The sequence below is a fragment of the Plantactinospora endophytica genome, assembly GCF_016862915.1.
Classification (GTDB): Bacteria; Actinomycetota; Actinomycetes; order Mycobacteriales; family Micromonosporaceae; genus Plantactinospora; species Plantactinospora endophytica.
This window is the reverse complement of record NZ_BONW01000039.1, coordinates 153,044-174,008: the sequence shown is the minus strand read 5'-3', so window position 1 is coordinate 174,008 and position 20,965 is coordinate 153,044. Positions and strand designations below refer to the sequence as shown.

The 20,965-nt window shown below is 73.2% G+C and carries 13 protein-coding genes; 7 read left to right on the top strand and 6 right to left on the bottom strand.

All coding sequences use genetic code 11. The annotated features are described in order from the left end of the window. The first annotated feature begins 198 nt into the window (after nt 1-198). Entirely contained in the window at nt 199-2,640 is a 2,442-nt protein-coding gene (locus Pen02_RS32455) for a HelD family protein (protein ID WP_504739749.1), read from the top strand. A 19-nt stretch (nt 2,641-2,659) separates the two neighbouring features. Here the strand turns inward: Pen02_RS32455 and Pen02_RS32450 are convergent, their stop codons facing one another. Then, on the bottom strand, nt 2,660-3,061 hold the full coding sequence (locus Pen02_RS32450; RefSeq protein ID WP_203869969.1) for a hypothetical protein: 402 nt from the start codon (nt 3,059-3,061) through the stop codon (nt 2,660-2,662). A 215-nt stretch (nt 3,062-3,276) separates the two neighbouring features. Here Pen02_RS32450 and Pen02_RS32445 point away from each other — a divergent pair, with 215 nt between their 5' ends. Continuing rightward, nucleotides 3,277-3,666, top strand: coding sequence for a hypothetical protein (locus tag Pen02_RS32445; protein ID WP_203869968.1), 390 nt, complete (start codon nt 3,277-3,279; stop codon nt 3,664-3,666). Nucleotides 3,667-3,862: 196 nt separating this feature from the next. Here the strand turns inward: Pen02_RS32445 and Pen02_RS32440 are convergent, their stop codons facing one another. Next, nucleotides 3,863-4,816 carry a sporulation protein gene (locus Pen02_RS32440; RefSeq protein WP_203869967.1) on the bottom strand — a complete coding sequence of 318 codons (954 nt, stop codon included), beginning with the start codon at nt 4,814-4,816 and terminating at the stop codon, nt 3,863-3,865. A gap of 177 nt (nt 4,817-4,993) precedes the next feature. Here Pen02_RS32440 and Pen02_RS32435 point away from each other — a divergent pair, with 177 nt between their 5' ends. Further along, the gene (locus Pen02_RS32435) at nt 4,994-5,881 is read left to right on the top strand and encodes an LLM class flavin-dependent oxidoreductase (protein ID WP_203869966.1); all 888 of its coding nucleotides are present in this window, start codon (nt 4,994-4,996) and stop codon (nt 5,879-5,881) included. Nucleotides 5,882-5,971: 90 nt separating this feature from the next. Here Pen02_RS32435 and Pen02_RS32430 read toward each other — a convergent pair whose 3' ends face one another. Together Pen02_RS32430 and Pen02_RS32425 are read right to left on the bottom strand one after the other, a co-directional pair. Continuing rightward, entirely contained in the window at nt 5,972-7,375 is a 1,404-nt protein-coding gene (locus Pen02_RS32430) for a cellulase family glycosylhydrolase (protein ID WP_203869965.1), read from the bottom strand. Between the two features lie 182 nt (nt 7,376-7,557). Continuing rightward, a complete protein-coding gene (locus Pen02_RS32425; protein ID WP_203869964.1) occupies nt 7,558-8,970 on the bottom strand; it encodes a M1 family metallopeptidase in 1,413 nt (470 codons plus the stop codon). Nucleotides 8,971-9,313: 343 nt separating this feature from the next. On the opposite strand from Pen02_RS32425, the gene Pen02_RS32420 reads away from it, so the two are divergent. From Pen02_RS32420 to Pen02_RS42675, 3 genes are all read left to right on the top strand, one after another. Continuing rightward, nucleotides 9,314-10,276: a TIGR03557 family F420-dependent LLM class oxidoreductase gene (locus Pen02_RS32420; protein ID WP_203869963.1), complete on the top strand. Its 963-nt coding sequence runs from the start codon at nt 9,314-9,316 to the stop codon at nt 10,274-10,276. A 5-nt stretch (nt 10,277-10,281) separates the two neighbouring features. After that, nucleotides 10,282-10,404, top strand: coding sequence for a hypothetical protein (locus Pen02_RS42680; RefSeq protein ID WP_275413632.1), 123 nt, complete (start codon nt 10,282-10,284; stop codon nt 10,402-10,404). Nucleotides 10,405-10,662: 258 nt separating this feature from the next. Further along, a complete protein-coding gene (locus Pen02_RS42675; protein ID WP_203869962.1) occupies nt 10,663-13,743 on the top strand; it encodes an AfsR/SARP family transcriptional regulator in 3,081 nt (1,026 codons plus the stop codon). Here Pen02_RS42675 and Pen02_RS32410 read toward each other — a convergent pair. After that, nucleotides 13,660-15,390, bottom strand: a complete 1,731-nt coding sequence (locus Pen02_RS32410) for a carboxylesterase/lipase family protein (protein ID WP_203869961.1) — start codon at nt 15,388-15,390, stop codon at nt 13,660-13,662. The genes Pen02_RS42675 and Pen02_RS32410 overlap by 84 nt on opposite strands. A 337-nt stretch (nt 15,391-15,727) precedes the next feature. On the opposite strand from Pen02_RS32410, the gene Pen02_RS32405 reads away from it, so the two are divergent. Next, nucleotides 15,728-16,705 (top strand): TetR/AcrR family transcriptional regulator C-terminal domain-containing protein, encoded by a 978-nt coding sequence (locus Pen02_RS32405; RefSeq protein ID WP_203869960.1) that lies wholly within the window; start codon nt 15,728-15,730, stop codon nt 16,703-16,705. Nucleotides 16,706-16,810: 105 nt separating this feature from the next. Here Pen02_RS32405 and Pen02_RS32400 read toward each other — a convergent pair whose 3' ends face one another. Then, entirely contained in the window at nt 16,811-20,476 is a 3,666-nt protein-coding gene (locus tag Pen02_RS32400) for a class III lanthionine synthetase LanKC N-terminal domain-containing protein (protein ID WP_203869959.1), read from the bottom strand. Nucleotides 20,477-20,965 lie beyond the last annotated feature (489 nt).

Here is a 20,965-nt window from a genome sequence, read left to right as displayed (position 1 = left end):
GCGATCTCGGTGGGCAGGGTGCTCTGCCCCCGATCTCTGTGGGCAGGGCGGTCTACCCGCGATCTCCTCGGGCAGGGTCCCCGGCCCACGTCCGGCGGTCCGTCGAAATCGACATTCGCGGCGGGCCGGGCGGCTGATGGCTGCGGGCAGGAAAACGCGCTATCGTTTCTCAGTTCGGCAATAAAAAAGAACGGCAGAATGCCGTTCTCGGCAAAGTCTAAACGATGGAGAGACGGTTTGTCAAAGCAATCCGGTGTTTCGCCCGACCAGCGGCTCGCCGAGCCGGTCGACGAACCGATCCGGCATGCCGCACCCTCCGGTACCGACGGTCCGGTGCCGGCCGGACAACCCCGGCCCACGGGCCCCACGGCGGACGACATCGTGGACGAGCAGCGGTACGTCACCATGCTCTACGGGCGCCTCGACGAACTGCGTACCCACACCGACCGACGGCTGCGTGCCGCGCTGCGCAATGTCGGCGGCACCCAGCAGGAACGCTCACAGCGCGACGGAACCGTACGGATGTACACCGACCACATCGAGCGACTCGGCGCGGTGGAACAGGGCCTCTGCTTCGGCCGGCTGGACCTGGCCGACGGCGCCCGCCGGTACGTCGGCCGGATCGGCATCTTCGACACTGCCGGCGACCACGAACCGGTGCTGCTGGATTGGCGGGCCCCGGCCGCCCGGCCGTTCTACCTCGCCACCGCCGCCGCCCCCGACGGGGTACGCCGGCGGCGACACATCCGGACCCGGGACCGCGAGGTGGTCGGCCTCGACGACGAGGTGCTCGACCTCGCCGAGGCGGGCCGGGCCGGCACCGGCGGCGCCAGCGGCGGACTGACCGGCGAGGCGGCGTTGCTGGCGGCGGTGACCGCCAGCCGTACCGGCCGGATGACGGACATCGTCCGGACCATCCAGGCCGAGCAGGACCGGGTGATCCGGGCCGACCTGAACGGGGTACTCGTCGTGCAGGGCGGCCCCGGCACCGGGAAGACCGCCGTGGCGCTGCACCGGGCCGCGTACCTGCTCTACACGCACCGGCAGATCCTCTCCACCCGGGGTGTGCTGCTGGTCGGCCCGAACGCCACCTTCCTGCGCTACATCTCGCAGGTGCTGCCGACGCTCGCGGAGACCGGCGTGCTGCTGCGTACCGTCGGCGAACTCTTTCCCGGGATCACCGCGACCCGGGCCGAGTCGGCCGAGGTCGCCGAACTCAAGGGCCGGCTCGACATGGTCGAGGTGCTGGCCGCCGCCATCCGGGACCGGGAGCGGGTACCGGACGAGCCGATCGAGATCAACATCGAGCGGGACAGCCTGGTGCTCGACCCGGCCACCGTCGCCACCGCCCGGGACCGGGTCCGCCGCACCGGCCGGCCGCACAACCTGGCCCGGCCGCTCTTCGACATCGAGATCATCCACGCTCTCGCCGACCAGCTCGCCGAGCGGATCGGCGCCGACCCGCTCGGCGGGGAGAACCTGCTCGACGAGGCGGACCTGGCCGAGTTCCGGCGCGAGCTGCGCGGCGAGCCGGAGGTGCAGGCGGTGCTGGACTGGCTCTGGCCGGTACTCACCCCGCAGCAGGTGGTGGCCGGGCTGTTCGCCTCCGAGGAGCGGCTCGCGGTCGCGGCGGCCGGGCTCGGCGAGGAGGACCGGGCCGCGCTGCGCCGCGAGCCGTGGGGTGGCTGGAGCCCGGCCGACGTACCGCTGCTGGACGAGGCGGCGGAGCTGCTCGGTCAGGACGACCGGGCGGCGCAGGCCCGGGCCGCGCGGCAGCGCCAGGCCGAGATCGAGTACGCCGAGGGCGTCCTCGAAATCGCCGCCGGCTCCAAGTCGATCGACTTCGAGGACGAGGCCGACGCCGAGGACGGCATGCTGGACATCACCGACCTGCTCGTCGCCGACCGGCTGGCCGAGCGGCAGGTCGACGGGGAACAGCTCACCACCGCCGAGCGGGCGGCGGCCGACCGGAGCTGGGCCTTCGGGCACGTGATCGTGGACGAGGCGCAGGAACTGTCCCCGATGGCCTGGCGGGTACTGATGCGCCGCTGCCCGAGCCGCTCGATGACGCTGGTCGGCGACGTGGCGCAGACCGGGGCGCTGGCCGGCGCGTCGTCGTGGTGGCCGGTGCTGGAGCCATACGTCGGCGAACGGTGGCGGCTGGAGGAGCTGACGGTCAGCTACCGTACGCCGTCGGAGATCCTGGCGGTCGCCGCCAAGGTGCTGGCCGAGATCGACCCGATGCTCACCCCGCCCCGCGCCGTACGCGACACCGGAGAGCAGCCGTGGGACGCCCGGGTCGGCGGCGCCGAACTGGCCGGGCGGCTGGTCGAGGCGATCCGGGCCGAGGCGGCCGGCGTCGGCGCGGGCCGGGTCGGCGTGATCGTGCCGGCCGGGCTGGTCGACGAACTGGGCCGGGCGGCCACCGAGGCCGAGCCCGAGGTGGCGCTCGGCGACGATCCCGAGTTGACCAGCCGGGTCGTGCTGCTGACCGTCGCCCAGGCCAAGGGGCTGGAGTTCGACTCGGTGCTGGTGGTCGATCCGGACCGAATCGTCGCCGAGTCTCCGCGTGGGCGCAGCGACCTCTACGTGGCGCTCACCCGGGCCACCCAGCGGTTGGGCATCCTCCGGGTCGGTTGAGCACGGCGCGGCCGGTGGGTCATTTGTCGGTGAAGTTGCCGATCTGCCGCGACTGGCCGGAGGCGTCGCTGGTCGACCCGGCCGCCGACGGGTTGATCCCGCCGGTGGTGGCGTCCCCGGTGGTGGTGGGAGCCACCTTTCCGCCCGGTCGGCGGGGTTGGCGGCGTACGTTCGCCGGCCCCGCCCGACGCTCGGTTCCGGTCGTGGTGCTCACCCCTCGGTTCCGGGCCGGCCCGCCGTCACGCAGTACGTCCGGATCACGCGCCCGGTCCGCCGGGTCCTCGATGTCGCGTTCGTGCGCCTCCCGGCCCTCGTCGACCGGCAGGGTGACCTCCTCCATGGCACCCGGGGCGTACTTGCCGCGCCCGATCCGGTCGACGCTCCGCCGTGCCGATTCCCGCCGTTCGTCCTCGCCGCGCACGTCCACCACCTCGCCGAGTTGTCGTTGTCCGGGGTGTCCCCGGTGCCCGGGTCGGCAAACACCTGTTCGCCGCCCCGACCGCTGCCGGACCGGGAGTCGGCTGGTCAGCGGCTGTTTGTGGCAGACCCGGTCGGGTAGCCAGCGGGTGCCACCGGCGCGGCGGTGCCGTGACCGGGGGCGGTCGGAAGAGATCTCATCGAATCCGAGGAGGAAAGATGAGCACGCAGACCCCGTCCAGGCAGCCGATGGGCCAGCAGGTGACGGACATGCAGTCGGCACCGACCCGGGAGATGGGTGCCCAGAACATCTCCAACCAGCAGATACAGCAGACCCTGGCGGAGATGCAGCGCCGGATGGACGAGCCGGTACGGCGGAATCCTGGTAACGAGACCAAGCCCGCCTGGTTGAGTACCGAGTTCTACATCTATCTGGCGGCGGTCGGCTTCACGTTGCTGGCCGCGGACCTGGTCGGCACGGACGCGTCCGGCGTGGACCCGTTCCGGGCACAGCAGGCCTGGTTCTTCATCACCCTGATGACCATCGCCTACCTGGGTAGCCGTGGTCTGGCCAAGCTCGCGAGTTCTTGGCGGCACGGCCGACGGTGACGACGCTCCGGACGCCGCAGCGATAGGGCGACGGTCGGCCGGACGGCCACGTCCCCGGAACCGCAGGGCGTAGCCGGAGTGTCCCGAGCAGTGGCGACTTTGCCACGGGGGGTCGCGGTCCCCGCCGGATTCGGCGGGGACCGCGGCCCTTTCGTCGTCGCGTCGCCCGGGGCGGCTTACGCCGCCCGGGGTCGGATCACTCGTCGCCGAAGTCGCCTTCGAAGGCGTCATCCAGCATCTCGCCGGCGATCATGCCCCCGGCCAGCCCGAGCGCGGCACCGGCGACGACGCCGCCCATTCCGTGCCCGCCGTGCCCGCCGTGGTGCCCCTGCTTGCCGGGGTGTCCGTACTGGTGGCCCATCCCGCCGTGCCGGCCGTAGCTCTCCACCGTCTGCGCCAGCCAGCCCTCGACCCGCTGGCGCCAGTCGACCTGGTCGACACCCGCGTGCTCCGCCGTGTACCGGCCGACGGTGTCGTGCCCGCCGCTGAACATCCCGCCGCGCTTGTCGCACTCGATGATCACGTCCACGCCGTGCTGGTTGGTCACGAAGGTCAGCTCGACCTCGCGGATGGCGTGCGCGTACTGCGGGGCGGCGTAGAACTCGATCTCCTGGTAGAACGGCAGCGTCTGCTGCACGCCGTAGATGTGCCCGCGCTCCAGGTCGGCGCTCTTGAACTGGAAGCCGAGCTGGGCGAACGCCTCCAGGATCTTCTCGTGTACCGGCAGCGGGTGCACGGCGACCGCGTCCAGGTCGCCCTTGTCGACCGCCCGGGCGATCGCCAGCTCGGTACGCAGACCCATGGTCATGCCGCGCAGGCGCTGACCGTAGACGTCGGTGATCGGGGTCTCCCAGGGCACCGGCACCTGGAACGGGATGGCGAGTTCCTGCTTGGCCTCGAGGCGCATCGCACCGCTCACCGGCAGCCGGTAGAACTCCATGGTGCCGGCGTACTCGCTGTCGCCGGCCTCCATCTCGACCCGGGTGACCAGCGCGACGGTGACCTGCTCGATGTCGGCCGCGGACTCTCCGCCCCGCAGGTTGACCTGCCCGTCGAGCACCAGGCCGGGCCGGGTGTTGGGGTTGGTCAGCACGGTGTCCACGCTCGGACCGCCGACGCCGAGGGCGCTCAACATCTTCTTGAAGACCATAGAGATACTCCTGATTTACGGCTGATTTGTGCCGTGGGTGTCGGGCGCGGATCTTCCACGATGGATCGGCACGCCACGCGGTGACCCTATGCACCGTAGCTGTGAGGTGGCTGAGAGCGTTCGCCCGTCACCGGTTCGGGTGACGGGCGCGTTCCGCCGACCCCTATGCTCCAGGTCATGCGCGTGGGCATCGTCATCCTTCCCGACCAGCGGTGGTCCGCCGCCGAGCGCCGCTGGCGGCAGGCCGAGGAGTGGGGCTTCGACCACGCCTGGACCTACGACCACCTGGGTTGGCGGGATCTGGTCGACGGGCCGTGGTTCGACGCGATGGGCACGTTGACCTCGGCCGCGATGGTCACCTCCCGGATCCGGCTGGGCACCCTGGTCGCCTCGCCGAACTTCCGGCACCCGGTGCAGTTCACCCGTCAGGTCACCGCGCTGGACGACGTCAGCGACGGCCGGCTACTGCTCGGGCTCGGCGCCGGCGGCATCGGGTTCGACTCGGCCGTGCTCGGTGGTGAGACCCTCTCCCCCCGGCACCGGGTGGACCGGTTCGCCGAGTTCACCGAACTGCTCGACCTGCTGCTCCGGGAAGACGGGGTGAGCTGGCGCGGCGACTACTACGCGGCGGTCGACGCGCGGAGCAACCCGGGCTGCGTCCAGACACCCCGGGTGCCGTTCGTCGTGGCCGCGAACGGGCCGCGCTCGTTGCGGCTCGCCGCCCGGTACGGTCAGGGCTGGGTGACCACCGGTCTCCGGGACGGCGACGACGTCTCCGCGTGGTGGCGGTCGGTCGCCGACCTCTCCGCCCGGATGGACGAGGTGCTGGCCGCCGCCGGCCGCGACCCGGGCACCCTGGACCGCTACCTGTCGCTGGACTCGGCGCCGGTCTTCTCGCTGTCCAGCGTCGGCCAGTTCACCGACGCCGTCGGGCGGGCCGCCGAACTGGGCTTCACCGACGTGGTCGTGCACTGGCCGCGCGAGTCGAGCTGGTACGCCGGGGACGAGGCGGTGCTCGCCGAGGTCGCGACCGAGGTGCTTCCCGGGCTGCCGGGCCGGCACTGAGCTGTCCCGGCCGGGTGACCGGAACTGACGGGAGGCGGCGGTGGTCGGGTGCGCCCGGCACCCGACCACCGGATCCGCCGCCAGATGAGATCAGGTGGCGGTGCAGCTCAGCGTCGGTGTGCTGTTGGTGCCGTTCCAGGTGCCGATGAAGCCGAACGCGGTACTCGCCCCGGCGCCGAGGCTGCCGTTGTAGGCGACGTTCCGCGCGGTCACGCTCGACCCGCTGCTGGTCAGGTTCACGTTCCAGGACTGGTTGACCTGCTGCCCGTTGCCGAAGGTCCAGGTGACGGTCCAGCCGCTGATCGCGGCGCTGCCGGCGGTCACCCGGACGTCGCCCTGGAAGCCGCCCTGCCACTGCCCGGTGATCGCGTACGTGGCGGTGCAGCCCCGGGTACCGGCCGGCGGGGTGGTGGTCGGCGCGGTCGTCGGCGGACGGGTGGTCGGGGTACCGGTCGGCGGCCTGGTGGTCGGCGGGGTGGTCGGGTTGCCGCCGCCGTAGACCGTCGCCTCCCGGGCGGTCTGCCGGATGCCGTTGGCGCCGTTGAAGATCCGCTGGCCCCAGGAGGTCAACTGGCTCACGTTGAAGTTGGTGACCATGTCGAGGTACTCGACGCCACCCCCGTTGCCGCTCCACGACCAGCCGATGTAGCCGATTCCGTTCTGCTGGGCGTACGACATGATGGTGTCCTCGTCCGGGTTGCCGTCCGAGTGGTTGTGGCCGAACTCGCCGACCACGATCGGCAGGTTGGCGCTGCGGAACCGGCCGAGGTAGTCGGTGATCTCGGCGGCGGTGTCGAAGACGCCGTACATGTGGACCGAGAAGACGGTGTTGCGGTCCGGGTCGGCGTTGAAGACGCTCTGCGCGTTGTCCCGCATGACGAAGCGCCAGTCCTGACCCCAGTTCGGCGCGTCGACCATGATGGTGTGGTCGAAGCCGGCGTTGCGCAGTCGGGTGATGGCGTTACGGGTCGCGGTCGGCCAGGTGGCGCTGACGCTCTCGTTGTTGCCGAACGGCTCGTTGCCGATGTTGACGATGACGTAGTTCTCCTGGCCGGTCAGCGCGCTCTGGATGCTGATCCAGTAGTTGACCGCCTGGTCGAGGGTGATCGCGGCGCCCTCCTCGCCGTACCCGGTGGTGTCGTGCACCTCCAGGACGCAGATCAGCCGGTTCGCCTTGCAGAGCGAGACGACGTTGGCGACGTCGCTGGCGCTGTTCTGGGTCCACCGGCCGCCGCTGCTGAGCACCACACGGACGGTGTTGGCGCCAAGCGACTTGATGTTGGCGAATGAACCGGTTTGGCTGGTGTACCAGGTGTGCGCGTGGCTGACCCCGCGCATGATGAACTGGTTGCCGTTCGCGTCGAGCAGCCGCCCGCCGCTGACCGTGAACCCGGCCGCTGCCTGGGCCGGCGGTGCCGCCACCACGAGCGAGACGACGGCGGCGACGAGCAGCGCGAGCAGGGCCGATCCAACGGCGTAGATTCGTCTTTTCATGACCTACCTCAGGGAGAGCCCCGGGACGGGGACAGAAGTGAGGGGATCGGTAACTGCAGCCCGACAGTTACCACCCGACTCCCTGCGACGGCACGGATCAGGGTAGGCCGATGAATCGGTTAACGCAACCGGTTAAGTAACCCCTCCGGCCGCAGCAGGGCCGGAGGGGTTACTCAGCGTGCTTACCAGGAGGCGGGCTTGCCCGGGGTGTAGAGCCAGGTCTGGAAGAAGGCGTCGAGCTGACGCTTGCTCACCTTCTCGGCGAGCTCGACGAAGTCGGCGGTGGTCACCGTGTCGTCGCGGTTCGCCGCGTACCAGGTGCGGAGCAGGGCGAAGAACGCCTTGTCGCCGATCTTCGTACGCAGCGCGTGCAGCGTCATCGCGCCCTTGGTGTAGACCGAGCCGGCGAACAGGTTGGTGGCACCCGGGTCACCGGGCGGCGGGTTCCAGAAGCTGGCCGTCTCCGGCCGGGCGTAGTTGGTGTCGAACCGCGCCTGTGCGGTACGCCCACCGCTGTGCTCCTCCCACAGCCACTCGGCATAGCTGGCGAACCCCTCGTTGAGCCAGATCTCCTGCCAACGGGCCGGGCTGACGCTGTTGCCGTACCACTGGTGGGCCAGCTCGTGCGCGACCGTGCCCTCGCTCGGCGGGCCGGAGTAGATCGGCCTGGTCTGGGTCTCCAGCGCGTACCCCGCGTCCTCGTCGTCGTCGACGATCGCCCCGTAGGAGGTGAACGGGTACCGGCCGAACAGCTCGGTGAAGTACGCGATCATCTCCTTCGTCCGGGCCAGCCCGTCGGCGGCGTCCGGTCCGAGGTCCCGGTCGATCGCGTCGATGATCGGCAGGCCGCGCGGGCCGGTGCTGCGGCGCAGCTCGTAGTCGCCGACCGACGCGGTGGAGAGGTAGCTGGCCATCGGGTCACGGGCCCGCCAGACGAAGGTGGTCCAGCCGTTCTTCGTCCGCTGCTCGACGAGTTCGCCGTTGGCGACCGCGGTCTTCCCGGCCGGTACCGTGAGCCGGAAGTCGTAGCTGGCCTTGTCGGTGGGGTGGTCGTTGACCGGGTACCAGGTGGAGGCGCCGTCGGGCTCGTTGGCCACGAAGGAGCCGTCCGGGGTGGAGACCCAGCCGTAGAGCGCGCCCTCGATGTCGGTCGGCCGGCCGGTGGTGCCGTCGTACCGGACCACCACGGTGAACCGCTCGCCCTTGGCGAGACCGCGCGGCGGCGAGATCCGCAGTTCCTGGCCGTCCCGGTCGAAGCGGGCCGGTCGGCCGTCGACGGTCACCGAGCGCACCTCGAAGCCGCGCAGGTCCAGGTTGAACCGGGAGAGCCGGTCGGTGGCCCGGGCACTGAGCGTGGCGACCCCGGTGAAGGCCCGGCTGGTCGGCTCGTAGCGGATGTCGAGTCCGTAGTGGAGCACGTCGTACCCGCCGTTGCCGGCGGCCGGGAAGTAGCCGTCGCCGACGCCGGGCGCGCCCGGTGCCCCGGTGCCGCCGTGCCCGTGGCCCCGGCCGGTGGCCGTGGCGGGAGTGGCGCCGAGCGAGAGCGTGACGGTCGTGGCTGCCAGCACGGCACCGACCCGTCGAGAGATCACCATGGTCGGACACGTTAATACGGCCGCTGACCCCGGGGGAAGGACCGAACGGACGCCGGTCCCGTACGGTCCGCACCAGCGCCGCGTCCGGCCGACGGTCTCGACGCGTCATGGACGAAGGGCGGCGCCCGGGCGGTGCGGTGACCGACCGCCACGGGCGCCGTCATCCCCACCACAAGGATGATGCACCGGTGATCCTTAACCGGTTAAGGACGAACCTACCCCCGACGCCGACGGATAGTCAAGGACATCACTGCACCCGATGTCAGCGGCCGGGGCGGCGCACCGGGGTTTACCTCCGCGAGGCGGGGTAGACAACGGGAATCGGACGACGGAGGAGGTCGGCATGGTCGGGGTGGGCTACACGCTGATGTGTGAACAGACCGGCCCGAAGGACCTGGTCGACCAGGCGATCCGGGCGGAGCGGGCCGGATTCGACTACTTGGTCATCTCCGACCACTACTACCCGTGGCTGGCCGAGCAGGGCCACTCCCCCTACGCCTGGGCGGTGCTCGGCGCGGTCGCCCACGCCACCTCCCGGGTCAGGCTGATGACGTACATCACCTGCCCGATCCGGCGCTACCACCCGGCGGTGGTGGCGCAGAAGGCGGCGACGATCGGGGTGATGTCGGACGGCCGGTTCACCCTCTCGCTCGGCGCCGGGGAGAACCTCAACGAACACGTGGTGGGCGCCTGGCCGCACGTGCACCAGCGGCACGAGATGCTGGAGGAGGCGTTGCAGATCATCCGGCCACTGCTCGACGGCGACAACCTTTCCTACTCCGGCAACCACTTCGAGGTGCCCGAGGCGTACCTCTGGGACCGGCCGGACACGCCGGTCCCGATCGCCGTCGCGGCCTCCGGGCCGCACTCCGTCGAGCTGGCCACCGAGTACGCCGACGCGCTCGTCTGCGACGTCGCGGACCCGGCGGTGGTCAGGATGTACGACCAGCGCGGCGGCGCCGGCAAGCCGCGTTACGGGCAGGCGACGATCTGCTACGGGCCGGACACCGACGACTGTGTCAAGACGGCACACGAGCAGTGGCGCTGGGCCGCCCTGAACTGGACGGTCAAGGCGGAGCTGCCCGGCCCGGAGTCGTTCGTCAGCGCCAGCGAGGCGGTCCGGCCCGAGGACATCGCGCAGGTGGTCCCCTGCGGGCCGGACCTGGAGACGCACGTGGCGGCGGTCCGCAAGTACGTCGACGCCGGTTTCAGCGACGTGGCGATGCTCCAGGTCGGGGTGGAGAGCCAGCCGATGTTCCTGGACTGGGCCGAGCACGAGCTGCTGCCCCGGCTCCGGGAACTGTGATCGCGATGCGATTCGGCCGCGTCGACGTACGCCCGCTCGGTGGTGGACCGGGCTGCCTGCTGATGATCCTGCTCTCGATACTCGGCTCGATCGCGCTGACCGTACTGGTCAACCTGGCCCTCGACTGAACCTCCGCGCCCCTGGCGGTCCGTCGTCGCCGGGATGGCGGACGGGCCGGTCAGGTCACGCTGTTCAGGTCGGACATCCGCGCTGATCGGGCGGCCGACGCTCGACCGACCGGCCGGCGGCCCGGACGCTGCCCGGCGTGTCGGGCGATCCTCCCGGCCGGCCGGGTCAGCTGTCCCTGGCTCGGCCTCGCCGGTTGGACGAGGCTCGGCCTCGGGCAGTCGTACGGCTGTCGCTTCGGCGACGCGGCGGAGACGAGTATGCGGTTCAGAATCCTGGGTCCCCTGTCGGTCGAGGTTGCCGGTGCTCCGCTCCGGATCCGGAGTGCACGGGTGGCGACGCTGCTCGCCACCCTGCTCCTGGAGGCCAACCGGACGGTGCCGACCGACCGGCTGATCGAGGCGGTCTGGGGTTGGCACGCGCCGTCGACGGCCCGCTCCCAACTGACCATCGTGGTGTCCCAGTTGCGCCGACTGCTCGTCCAGGCCGGTGCGCCCGGACCGGTGGTGTTCACCGACAGCGCCGGCTACCGGCTCGCCGCGACGCCCGTCGAGGTCGACGCGCTGCTGTTCGAGCAGCACGTCGCCGACGCGGAGCGGGCGGTCGTGGCCGGCCGGCCCGCCGAGGCCGTCGACTGGTTCCGGTCCGCGCTCGACCTGTGGCGCGGACCGGCACTGGCCGGGGTGAGCGGCCGGCTGGTCGAGACGGCGGGAACCCTGCTGGCCGAGCGTCGGGCCGCTGTCCGGGCCCGTTGCATCGAACTCGAACTCGCCCTCGGCCGGCACGCCGACCTGGTCACCGAACTGGTCGGGCTGGCCGCCGGTGATCCGTTCAACGAGCGGTTCCGCGAGGACCTGGTGCTCGCGCTCTACCGGTCCGGCCGGGTGACCGAGGCGCTCGCGGCCTACCAGAGCTTCCGGCAGCGGCTGGCCGACGAGGTGGGCATCGAACCGAGCCCGCGACTCGCCGCGCTGCACCGGCAGATCCTCAACCGCGATCCGGCGCTGGACCCGCCGGCCGTGGCCTCGGACGCGCTGACCCGGGTCCGCCCGCCGCTCGGCCCTCCCGCCCACCCGGCACCGGCCCGCACCACACCCGTCCACCTGGTACCGGCCCTGACGACGCCCGTCCACACCGAACCGCTCGTCACCACACCCGTCCACGCCGAACCGGCCCTCGACCCGATGACGGCCGCCGTCCCAACCAGCGGCACCGACGTCCACCTGGGCGGTACCGAGTCGAACCGGCCGGGACGGCGACCGGGCGGCCCACCGGTCCGCCGCCGGGCGACCGGACGGCCGGCCCGCCGGCCGGGTGGCATCCCCGGCCAGCGTCCCGGTGGGCAACCGGGCGGGCCGGCCCGCCGCCGACCGAGCGGCCGGGACGGTACGCCCGGATGTCCCGGCGACATCACCGGCCCGGCCGGGGAGGTGTCGGTCACGCCACGGCAACTGCCGGCCACGGTGGCCGACTTCGTCGGGCGGGAGACCGAACTGGCCCGGATCCGGCGCGCGCTCGGCGCTGACGACGCCAGCCGCTTCGGCGACGACGGCACCGGCCGCTCCGGACCGGTCGTGCTGGTCCTCTCCGGCCTGCCCGGCGTCGGCAAGACGGCGCTGGCGGTCCGGGCCGGCTGGGACGCCGGTACCGCCCACCCGGACGGCTGCCTCTACGCCGACCTCGTCGACGACCGGGGCGTACCGGTGGACCCGTACGAGGTGCTCGGCGGCTTCCTGTCCGCACTCGGCGTACCCGGGGAGTCGGTGCCGGCGGGGCGTACCGAGCGACGGGACCTCTACCGCTCGGTGGTGGCACAGCGCCGGCTGCTGGTGCTGCTCGACGGCGCCGTCGACGAGAACCAGGTACGCCCGCTGCTGCCCACCGGTCCGGGCTCGGCGGCCCTGGTCACCGCCCGGCGCCCGCTGGCCGGGCTGGACGGCGCCCAGCCGATCACGCTCGACGTGCTGCCGGTCGAACCGGCGGTCAAGCTGCTCACCGGAATGCTGCCGGAACGGTTCGCCGCCGACCTGCCGGCCGCGCACCGGGTGGTCCAGCTCTGCGACCGGCTCCCGTTGGCGATCCGGGTCACCGGAAGCCGGCTCGCGGCCCGCGCGGACCGGTCCCTGGTGCAGACCGTGGAACGACTCGCCGACGGTACCCGGCGGCTCGACCGGCTCGCCGACGGCGACCGGGACGTACGGCGCGGGCTGGCCGGCGCGTACCGGCGGCTGGCGGCAGAGCCCGCGACCCTGCTGCGGCGCCTCGGCGCGCTGCCGGTGGCCGAGTTCCCCGGCTGGCTCGGCGTACCGCTGCTGGACACCGACCGGAGCACCGCCGAGCAGGCGCTGACCGACCTGGTGGACGCCGGACTGGTGCACCCGGTGCCGGACAACCGCACCGGGCTGCCCCGCTACCGGATGCCGGAACTGGTCCGGCTGTACGCGCGGGAGCGGATCGGCCTCGACGATCCGGCGCCGCTGCGGGCGACGGCACACCGCCGGGCGTACTGGTGCCTGCTCGATCTCGCGCTGCGGGCCGACCGGCAACTGGCCGATCAGGTCTTCCCGGCCGGCGCGATCGGCCTGCCGGAGGGGTTCGGACCGGACGCCGACCTGCTGGCCGCCGTCGACGCGGACCCGCTCGGCTGGCTCGCCGCCGAACGGCAACTGGTGGTCGGCGCCGCCGAGCAGGCCGGTGCGCTGGGCGACACCGAGCTGGCCTGGCGGCTCGCCGTGGCGACGACCAACTTCCTGCACCTGCGCGGGTTCACCGGGTTGTGGCAGCGGGCCGTCGAGCACGGGCGTACCGCGCTGCGGAACCGCACCGGCCCGCACCGGGGCCAAGCCCTGCTGTCGCTGAGCAACGCCCTGTTGCTGCTGGCCCGGGCCGAGCCCGCCGCAGCCTGGGCGGCGGCCCGGAACGCCCGGCGGCTCTTCGACGAGCTGGGCGATCCGGACCGGGCGGCGGCCTGCGCGACCGTGCAGTGGCTGGCCGGCCAGCGGTCGACTCCGTCGGCGGTCGGTGCGGCACCAGCCGGCCGCCCCGGCCCGGTCGGCGAGCGTACCGGCGTCCGGCGCGGCGCCGACGAGCCCGCCGCGCCCAGGAAGCCGGGGACGCTGCGCGGGGTGATCCGACGGATCGGAGTCGCCCCCCGGGCGACCCCGACCCTCTGCCCCACCGACCAGACCGAGCCACTGCCCCGACGGATCGGCGCCGGCATTCCCGCACCGCGCCGGGCGGTCCCGCAGTACGCCCCGTCAGCCCAGCGAGCGCCAGAAGTCGTAGCGGTGGTTTCGGGCCAGGTCGGTCCGGCCGATCCCGCCCCGACCCGGCGCGAGTGACTGGACGTACCGGGACCGGTCGTCGTACTTGGCCCAGGCGGCGCTGCCCGGACCGTTCGGGTCACCGGTGCGGGCGAACCGGGTCCAGTACCTGACCATCTCGTCGGCCAGCGCCCGCTGCCCGGGATCGAGCGGTGCCGCGTAGCCGACCTCGAACAGGTACGGCAGTTCGGCCAGGTGGTAGGCGCCGGTCGGGAAGCTCGGCGCGGGTTCGGCCGCGAACCACGGGGCGAACCGGTCGGCGAACTCGTAGACGTAGCTCGGCACGTACCCGGCGAACTGGGCGGCGGCGTCGAGCGTCGGGCGGACGTACTCGTGATCGGTCAGCACCGCGGCGAGTGCCTCGCTGGCGGAGCCGTAGCTCCCGCGCGGGTAGCGGGCCCGCACGGCGGGCGCGTTGGTTCCGAAGGTGGCGTCGAGCTGCGCGCGGTACTGCCGCTCGGTGAGGGCACACCGGCCGGTGCCCGGCCCGTCCGGACAGTTCGCGCCCGACCGCTCCATCCCCCAGAGCTGGGCGCGGTACTCGTCGGAGGTGACCCCGGTCAGCACCGGTACCCGGTGGAACCGGCCGGTGGCCAGCGCACGGGCCGGGTCGACCGGCAGCACCGACCCGCCGGCCGACGGGCCGGAGTCGAATCCGAGACCGGGATATCCGGCCTTGGCCAGCAACTCCGCCGGCGACCTGTCGCGCAGGCAACCGGCGACCCCGGCCGGATGGTCGGTGCAGCCGAGTTCGGCCACCAACGTGGCACCCTGCCGCTCGGCGACCTGCCGCTCGGGCAGCGGGCTGGTGCACGAGTTGCTCTGGATGATCACCTTGTCGAACAGGCCGGCCGAGGCGGGCGCGGCCAGGTGCGCGCAGACGCTGGTGGCGCCCGCCGACTGGCCGAACAGGGTGACGTTGCCGGGATCGCCGCCGAAGGCGGCCGCGTTGTCCCGTACCCAGCGCAGCGCGGCCTGCTGGTCCTCCAAGCCGAAGTTGCCCGACGTGGCCTGTCCGGGCGCCCGGTCCAGAGCCGGGTGGGCCAGGAAGCCGAGCGGGCCGAGCCGGTAGTTCGGCGTGACGACGACGACGTCGCCCGGCACCGCCAGCGCCCGCCCGCCGTAGACGTCGCCCTGGCCGAACAGGAAGTGGCCGCCGTGCAGCCAGACCATCACCGGCAGCTTCGCGCCCGGCCGGACGGTCGGGGTGGTGACGTTCAGGTACAGGCAGTCCTCGGAGTCGCTCGGCCGGTCCATCGGCAGGCCGGCAAGCTGTGCGCAGGCCATACCGGGGCTGGTCGCGTCCCGTACCCCGGGCCAGGGCGCGACCGGGTGCGGCGAGGCCCAGCGGAGCTGCCCGACCGGCGGGGCCGCGTACGGGATGCCGGCAAACGTGCGGTGGTCGGCCGCGACACTGCCCCGGACGGTACCGGCAGTCGTCCTGACCACGGCGGCCGTCGGACGGTCGCCGGCATCGGAGCGTCGGGCGTCCGGTTCGCCCGGATCGGCGGCGGCGCCGGTCAGTACCACCGCGCCGGCACCGACGGCGGCGGTCAGCGCGACCGCGACCGCGAGGGCCCGGACCCGGGTACGCCGCTGCCTGGCTGGCCGCCCCTCGGCCGGTACGGTTCGGCGGGCGAGGATCGCCCGGATGGTCGCTCGCACAGTCGTCCTCCAGTGACGTTGTCGACGAATCCGATGTACGCGATACGCAATCCCGCGTACGACGTAAGTTGCCGCCCTGCGCACATGGTCGTGCCGGTGCGGCGAAGGCGGCAAGGACGAGCCCTTTCCGCACTAGTGCGCCAGGCGCCGGAGAGCCCGCTGACCTGGGTAACTTCGTCGTCACGGAACCGATCCGTTATGCTCTGGCGCACCAAGTGCACTAGTACGGCCGGTTGCTTTAGTTCTGGTGCGGTTGCCGGCCGTACCGAGTTCCGGTGCGGCGGCTGGCCCGGCCGAGTTCTGGCGCGGCGGCTGGCCGGGCCGAGCGGAGGTGACCGTGACCCGACCCGATCCGCCGTACCTGCGGATCGTCGCCGGACTCCGGGACCGGATCGGCTCCGGCGACCTGGAGCCGGGCGACCGGGTCCCGTCGACCCGGCAGATCATGCGGGAGTCCGGCGTCGCGATGGCGACCGCCACCCGGGTGCTGAGCACGCTCCGCCAGGAGGGCCTGGTCGAGGCCGTGCCGGGCCGGGGCACCGTGGTCGCCGCCGGCCCGTCCGGGCCGAACCCGCAGACCGGCCGCCGCGCGCCGACCGCCCGCCAGTCGGCGCCCGGCCAGCGCCGCCACGCCGCCGGCCGGTCCGAACCGGAGCTGAGCCAGCGGCAGATCGTCCGCACGGCGATCGGAATCGCCGACGCCGAAGGGCTGCCCGCGACGACGATGCGACGGGTGGCGCTGGAACTGCGGGTCGCCACGATGTCGCTGTACCGGCACGTCCGGGGCAAGGACCACCTCGTACTGCTGATGGCCGACGCCGCGTTCGGCGAGGACGCGCTGCCCGAGCCACCACCACCGGGCTGGCGGGCCCAACTCGAACACGTCTGTCGGCTCCAGTGGTCGATCTACCGGCGACATCCGTGGCTGGCCCAGATCGTCTCGCTCACCCGGCCACTGCTGGCGCCGAACGCGATGGCGCACACCGAGTGGACGATGCGGGCGGTCAGCGACCGTGGCCTCGACCTCGACCTCGTACTGCACGTAGCCGCGACGACCGCGAACTACGTACGCGGCACCGCCGTCAACCTGGAACGCGAGGCGGAGGCCGAACAGGACACCGGGATCAGCGGCGACGAGTGGATGCGGGCTCGGCAGGACGCCGTCGGCGCGCTCCTCGCCGCCGGCTCGTTCCCGCTGCTCGCCAGGACCGCCACCCGGCCCGACATCGAAATGAACCTCGACGGTCTGTTCGAGTTCGGCCTCCAGCGCCTGCTCGACGGGCTGGCACCACTGTTCCCGCAGTCCCGGGGCTGAACGCGGCCGGCACCGCCCCGGCACTCAACAACGGCAGGCTCGACGGCCTGACACCATCGTTCCCACCCCGCTGGGGCCTGAACACCGCCGGCGCCACCCCGGCGTTCAGCAACGGCAGACCGGTCCGCCGGCACAGGGCACGAGCGACCGGCCGGCGTTGGTCCGCCAAGCGTCGATGCCTACCGATCTCGCCTGGTCAAACGGCGTCGGCCCGAATCCGGCGTGTTCCGAGCCCACCTCCGGGTCGGGATGGAACAGTCGCGGCCCACCGAGCCGCAGTCGGAGCAGGAAGGCCAGTTGCCCGGCCGGGTCGGAGTTCGGGGTACCCGGCCGCGCCGGCCCGCCCGACGGGTCGCCGAGCCGGACCAGCCCGACACCGGTCGTCCAGCACCTCACGACCACCGCCTCGGCCCAGCCGGCGTACCGGGCGTCGCCGGTGACCCGGGCCAGGTCGAGCAGGAACTCCCCGTCTCCGGCCGACTCCGAGCCGGACTCCGAGGCGGATTCGCCGGTGTGCCCGGCGCCGCTCCGGTACCCCGCCCAGCGGCCCAGTACCACCGTCCGGGCGGCGGCCACCGCAGCCTCCCGGTAGCGGGTGTCGCCGGTGTGTGCGTACGCGCGACAGAGGAAGGAGCCGACTCCGGCCGGGTCGTCGGCCGAGGAGGACCGCCGCTGTGCTGCCGTGCCGGCGTACGGGTCCGGCCAGTGTGCGGCACCGTCGACATAGCGAGCGGCGTCCAGCAGGGTCTCCGCGCAGCGGACCGCGGCGGCGGTCAGGTCCCGCCGGCCGAGCAGGCGTCCGGTGGCGAGCAGGAAGGCACCGATCCCGGCGGTACCATGGCGCAGGCCGTACGACCGCAGTCCGGCGCGTACCGAGTCGAACGACGGGTCGACGGTCCACACCATCGCCCCGCCCGGGTCGACGGTGTCCAGCAGGTGACCGGCGGCCGACGTGACCCGGTCCCGTAGTGCCGGCAGATAGGTGTGCTGCCACAGGTGCAGCAGACCGGTGCCGAGCCCGGCGACACCGTTCCCGAGCCCCGGGTCCGGCCAGCGCACCGGCAACCGGAGCGCCAACTCCACGGCGCGGTCCACCAGGTACGGCCGGCGCAGCAGCCGCCCGGCGTCACAGAGTGCCCAGACGGCTCCGGCGCAGCCGGCGGTGAGGCCGGGCAGTCGGTGCGGATCCCGGTCGAGCGAGTACAGCAGCCGGTCCAGCAGGATGTCCAGTACCTGGACCGCCCGGACCGGCCGGCCGGGCTCGCCGGCCGCCGGCTCGTCGACGAGCAGCCGGGTCAGCGCCGCGACCGACCGGGCGCTGCCGCCGCATCCCGGGTCCGGGCCGGGCACCGGGTCGGCCCCGATCCGCCCGTGGACCGCCCGGGCGGGCCAGCGGGGACCGTCCAGCGGGACGCGCGGCCTCGGCCGGGCACCGGGTCGGCTTGCCGAATCGACTGTGGACTCCGGCACCGGTGTCGGGTCGAGCCGGGCGACAAGCTCCTCGACCAGCTCGTGCCAGACCGGCGCCGGCAGCGTCGCCAGCTCCGCCAGCGGCCCGCGCCCGAACTCCGGCCCCGAGCCGGAGCCGGATTCAGGCCCAGGACCGGTGCTGGCGCCTACGGCGCTGCTCGTGCCGGCGTCAGCGCCGGTGCCGGCGCCGGGGCGAGAACCGGTGGTGGCGGCGGTGCCAGGACGAGGACCGCTTTCGGGGCCGCCGGCCGGACCCGGCCGGGGTGCGGGCGCGTGCCCGGACGCCTCGGCGCAGAGCGCGATCACCTCGTCCAGCCCGATCCGGTCGGCCGGTTCCGCGCGGAGCAGGCCGGTGACGGCCCGGCCCAGCGCCGACGGGACCGGCGGCCCGCCGAAGGACGGCTCCAGCATGGCCCCCGCCCACTCCTCCGGCGACCGTACCGGGGCACTTCCCGACCGCCGGGCGAGTTCGACCGCGTGCACGGACACCGGGCCGGATCCCGCGCCGTCCGGTGTCCACCGGCCGCACTCGGCGCCGGTCGGGGAGACCCGGCCCGCCAGCCACAGGGCCAGCATGCCGAGGCTGAACAGGTCGGCAGCCGCTTCCGGTGGTGCGTACCGCCACTGCTCCGGAGCGACGAACCCCGCCGCGCCGGAGTGCCGGATGTCGAGGTACGACCAGTCGTCCGGTCCGCCGGTACGCAACGCCGCCGACTCCAGGTCGACCAGCCGGAGTTCCCCGTCCGGCAGCAGCAGCACGTTCTCCGGTGCCAGATCCCGGACCACCACGCCGACCGAGTGCACGCCCTTGAGCAGCCGGGCCAGCCGGTCGAGCAGATGGTGCCACACCGGTCGGTCCGGTGCGGCTGCCGACAGGTCCACCGGGTCCGCTGACAACGGGCGCCCCGGCAGCATCTCCTCGACGAGGAACCGGTGGTCGCCCTGCACGAACTCGCGCAGCGGCCGGGGGGTCACGCCGAGCGGGGCCAGGTGCCGTAACACCCGTGCCTCGTGCCCGAGCAGGTCACGGACGTCCCGGTCGTGCAGGTCGGCACCGACGTACGGCCGCGCCTCCTTGATCAGGACCTCGACTCCGGTACGCAGGTCCCGAGCCCGGTACACACCGCCCTTGTTGGCCTGCCGGATCGCGCCGGTCACCGCGTACCTGCCGCCGATCAGCACCCCGGCGGGTCCGGCCGGGTCGACAGGCCCCCACGTCCCTGTCGACCCGGCCGCCCCCGTTGACCCGACCGCCCCCACTGGTCCGCCCGGGCCCCCCGACCCGGCCGCACCTTCCGGCCTGACAGATCCCCCCTGCCCGACCGATCCCCCCGCCCCCGCCGCACCGTCCGGCCCGGCAGGTCTCCCCGACCGGGCCGCCCCCTCGGGCCGGGCAGGTTCCCCCGACCCGGCCGGGCCACCCGCCGCAGCGGATCCCCCCGGCCCGACCGGGCCCCCCGGTCCGCCCCCTGCGGACCTGACCGTCCCCACCGGCCCGGAGCCCGGGTCGACGAGGGACGTCCCCATTCCCTGCATCGATGCGACCGACCAGCTCCGCCCGGTCAGGCCGGACGAGCCGGTCGGCCGGGCCGATGGCCCGGGCACCGCCGTGGCCGGCCGTTGCGGCGCCGAGTCGAACGGCAGTTCGACCCAGGCCGGTGGCCGGAAGACGGGCTCACACCGGTCCTCGACGAGGTTGCCCTCCGGGTCGACCAGACAACGCCGGTGCCGGCCGTCGTTGTCGAGTACGCCCACCCCGCCGAAGGCGCCGTACCGGTAATGCACCACCCCGCCCAACCGGTACGCCTGATCGGAGAGGACGGCCGGCCCCACGTGTCCGGCCGTCGCCTCGTCGAGTCGCTTCGCCAGCTCCCGGAACAGCTCGTCACTCGCCGGGTACGCGGTGAGGAACTTTCCCGCCGCTGCCCGGTGCGCCCGGGGTCCGTTGAGTTCGGCCAGCCCCGCCGTGCTGTCCACGAAACTGAACGCGGTACCGGTCTCGACCAGTACCGGCACGCATGCGGCGAGCACCTCGGGGGCGTGCGACGGCGTCGCCGACACGTGCAGCTTCCAGCCCTGCAACCGAGCGAGTGGCATCGCCGGGGCGACCACAGTCCGCCCGGCCCGCTGCCGGACGGTCCAGCCGGCGAGGCTGATCAGGTCCAGCAGGTCGGTGACCAGGTCGGCCGGCTCACGTTGCCCGGCCGACGCCGTACGGTGGGCCGGAGCCTCGGCCTGCCCGCGTGTCGGCGCGGTGCGGCCGGAACTCCGGCGCGCGGTGGCCGACGTCTCGGGCGTCATGTGTCTCCCCATCCAACGGTGACGAGATGCCGGCCGTGGTGAGTGGCGGCTGGCACCGCCGACGAGAGTGCCGGCTCGGCGCATCATCCGGGCATCGACCCCGCATCGAGTACGCACGGCGCCGGCCGCACCGGAGGCATCCCTCGGGAACGGACGCCGGGCCACCACCGGAGGGATGCCCGGAATCGCGCCGGGCCACCACCGGAAGGACGCCCGGAATCGCGCCGGGCCACGACCGGGAGGGCGCCCGAGAGCCGATGCCGGGCCACGACCGGACGGACGGGACCGACGCCGGGCCGCGACGTGAGGAACGCCGGAGGCAGGGGGCGGGCCGGCGCGCCGCCGTTCCGGTCGGGTACCCGTCGGAGATCCGGTCGGGTACCGGACCGTACGGAGACGGGCCGGATTTTCCCGAGTGGACTGGGACACCGGTCCCGGGTCAGCGGGACGCCGGAGGGGACATGATGCCTAGCCGACGGACTGTCCCGC

Excerpts from the sequence above, each read along its gene's own strand:
- Pen02_RS32455 (WP_504739749.1), top strand. The coding sequence starts at position 199 with ATGCCGTTCTCGGCAAAGTCTAAACGATGGAGAGACGGTTTGTCAAAG.
- Pen02_RS32445 (WP_203869968.1), top strand. The coding sequence starts at position 3,277 with ATGAGCACGCAGACCCCGTCCAGGCAGCCGATGGGCCAGCAGGTGACG.
- Pen02_RS32440 (WP_203869967.1), bottom strand. The coding sequence starts at position 4,816 with ATGGTCTTCAAGAAGATGTTGAGCGCCCTCGGCGTCGGCGGTCCGAGC.
- Pen02_RS32435 (WP_203869966.1), top strand. The coding sequence starts at position 4,994 with ATGCGCGTGGGCATCGTCATCCTTCCCGACCAGCGGTGGTCCGCCGCC.
- Pen02_RS32430 (WP_203869965.1), bottom strand. The coding sequence starts at position 7,375 with ATGAAAAGACGAATCTACGCCGTTGGATCGGCCCTGCTCGCGCTGCTC.
- Pen02_RS32425 (WP_203869964.1), bottom strand. The coding sequence starts at position 8,970 with ATGGTGATCTCTCGACGGGTCGGTGCCGTGCTGGCAGCCACGACCGTC.
- Pen02_RS32420 (WP_203869963.1), top strand. The coding sequence starts at position 9,314 with ATGGTCGGGGTGGGCTACACGCTGATGTGTGAACAGACCGGCCCGAAG.
- Pen02_RS42680 (WP_275413632.1), top strand. The coding sequence starts at position 10,282 with ATGCGATTCGGCCGCGTCGACGTACGCCCGCTCGGTGGTGGACCGGGC.
- Pen02_RS42675 (WP_203869962.1), top strand. The coding sequence starts at position 10,663 with ATGCGGTTCAGAATCCTGGGTCCCCTGTCGGTCGAGGTTGCCGGTGCT.
- Pen02_RS32400 (WP_203869959.1), bottom strand. The coding sequence starts at position 20,476 with ATGACGCCCGAGACGTCGGCCACCGCGCGCCGGAGTTCCGGCCGCACC.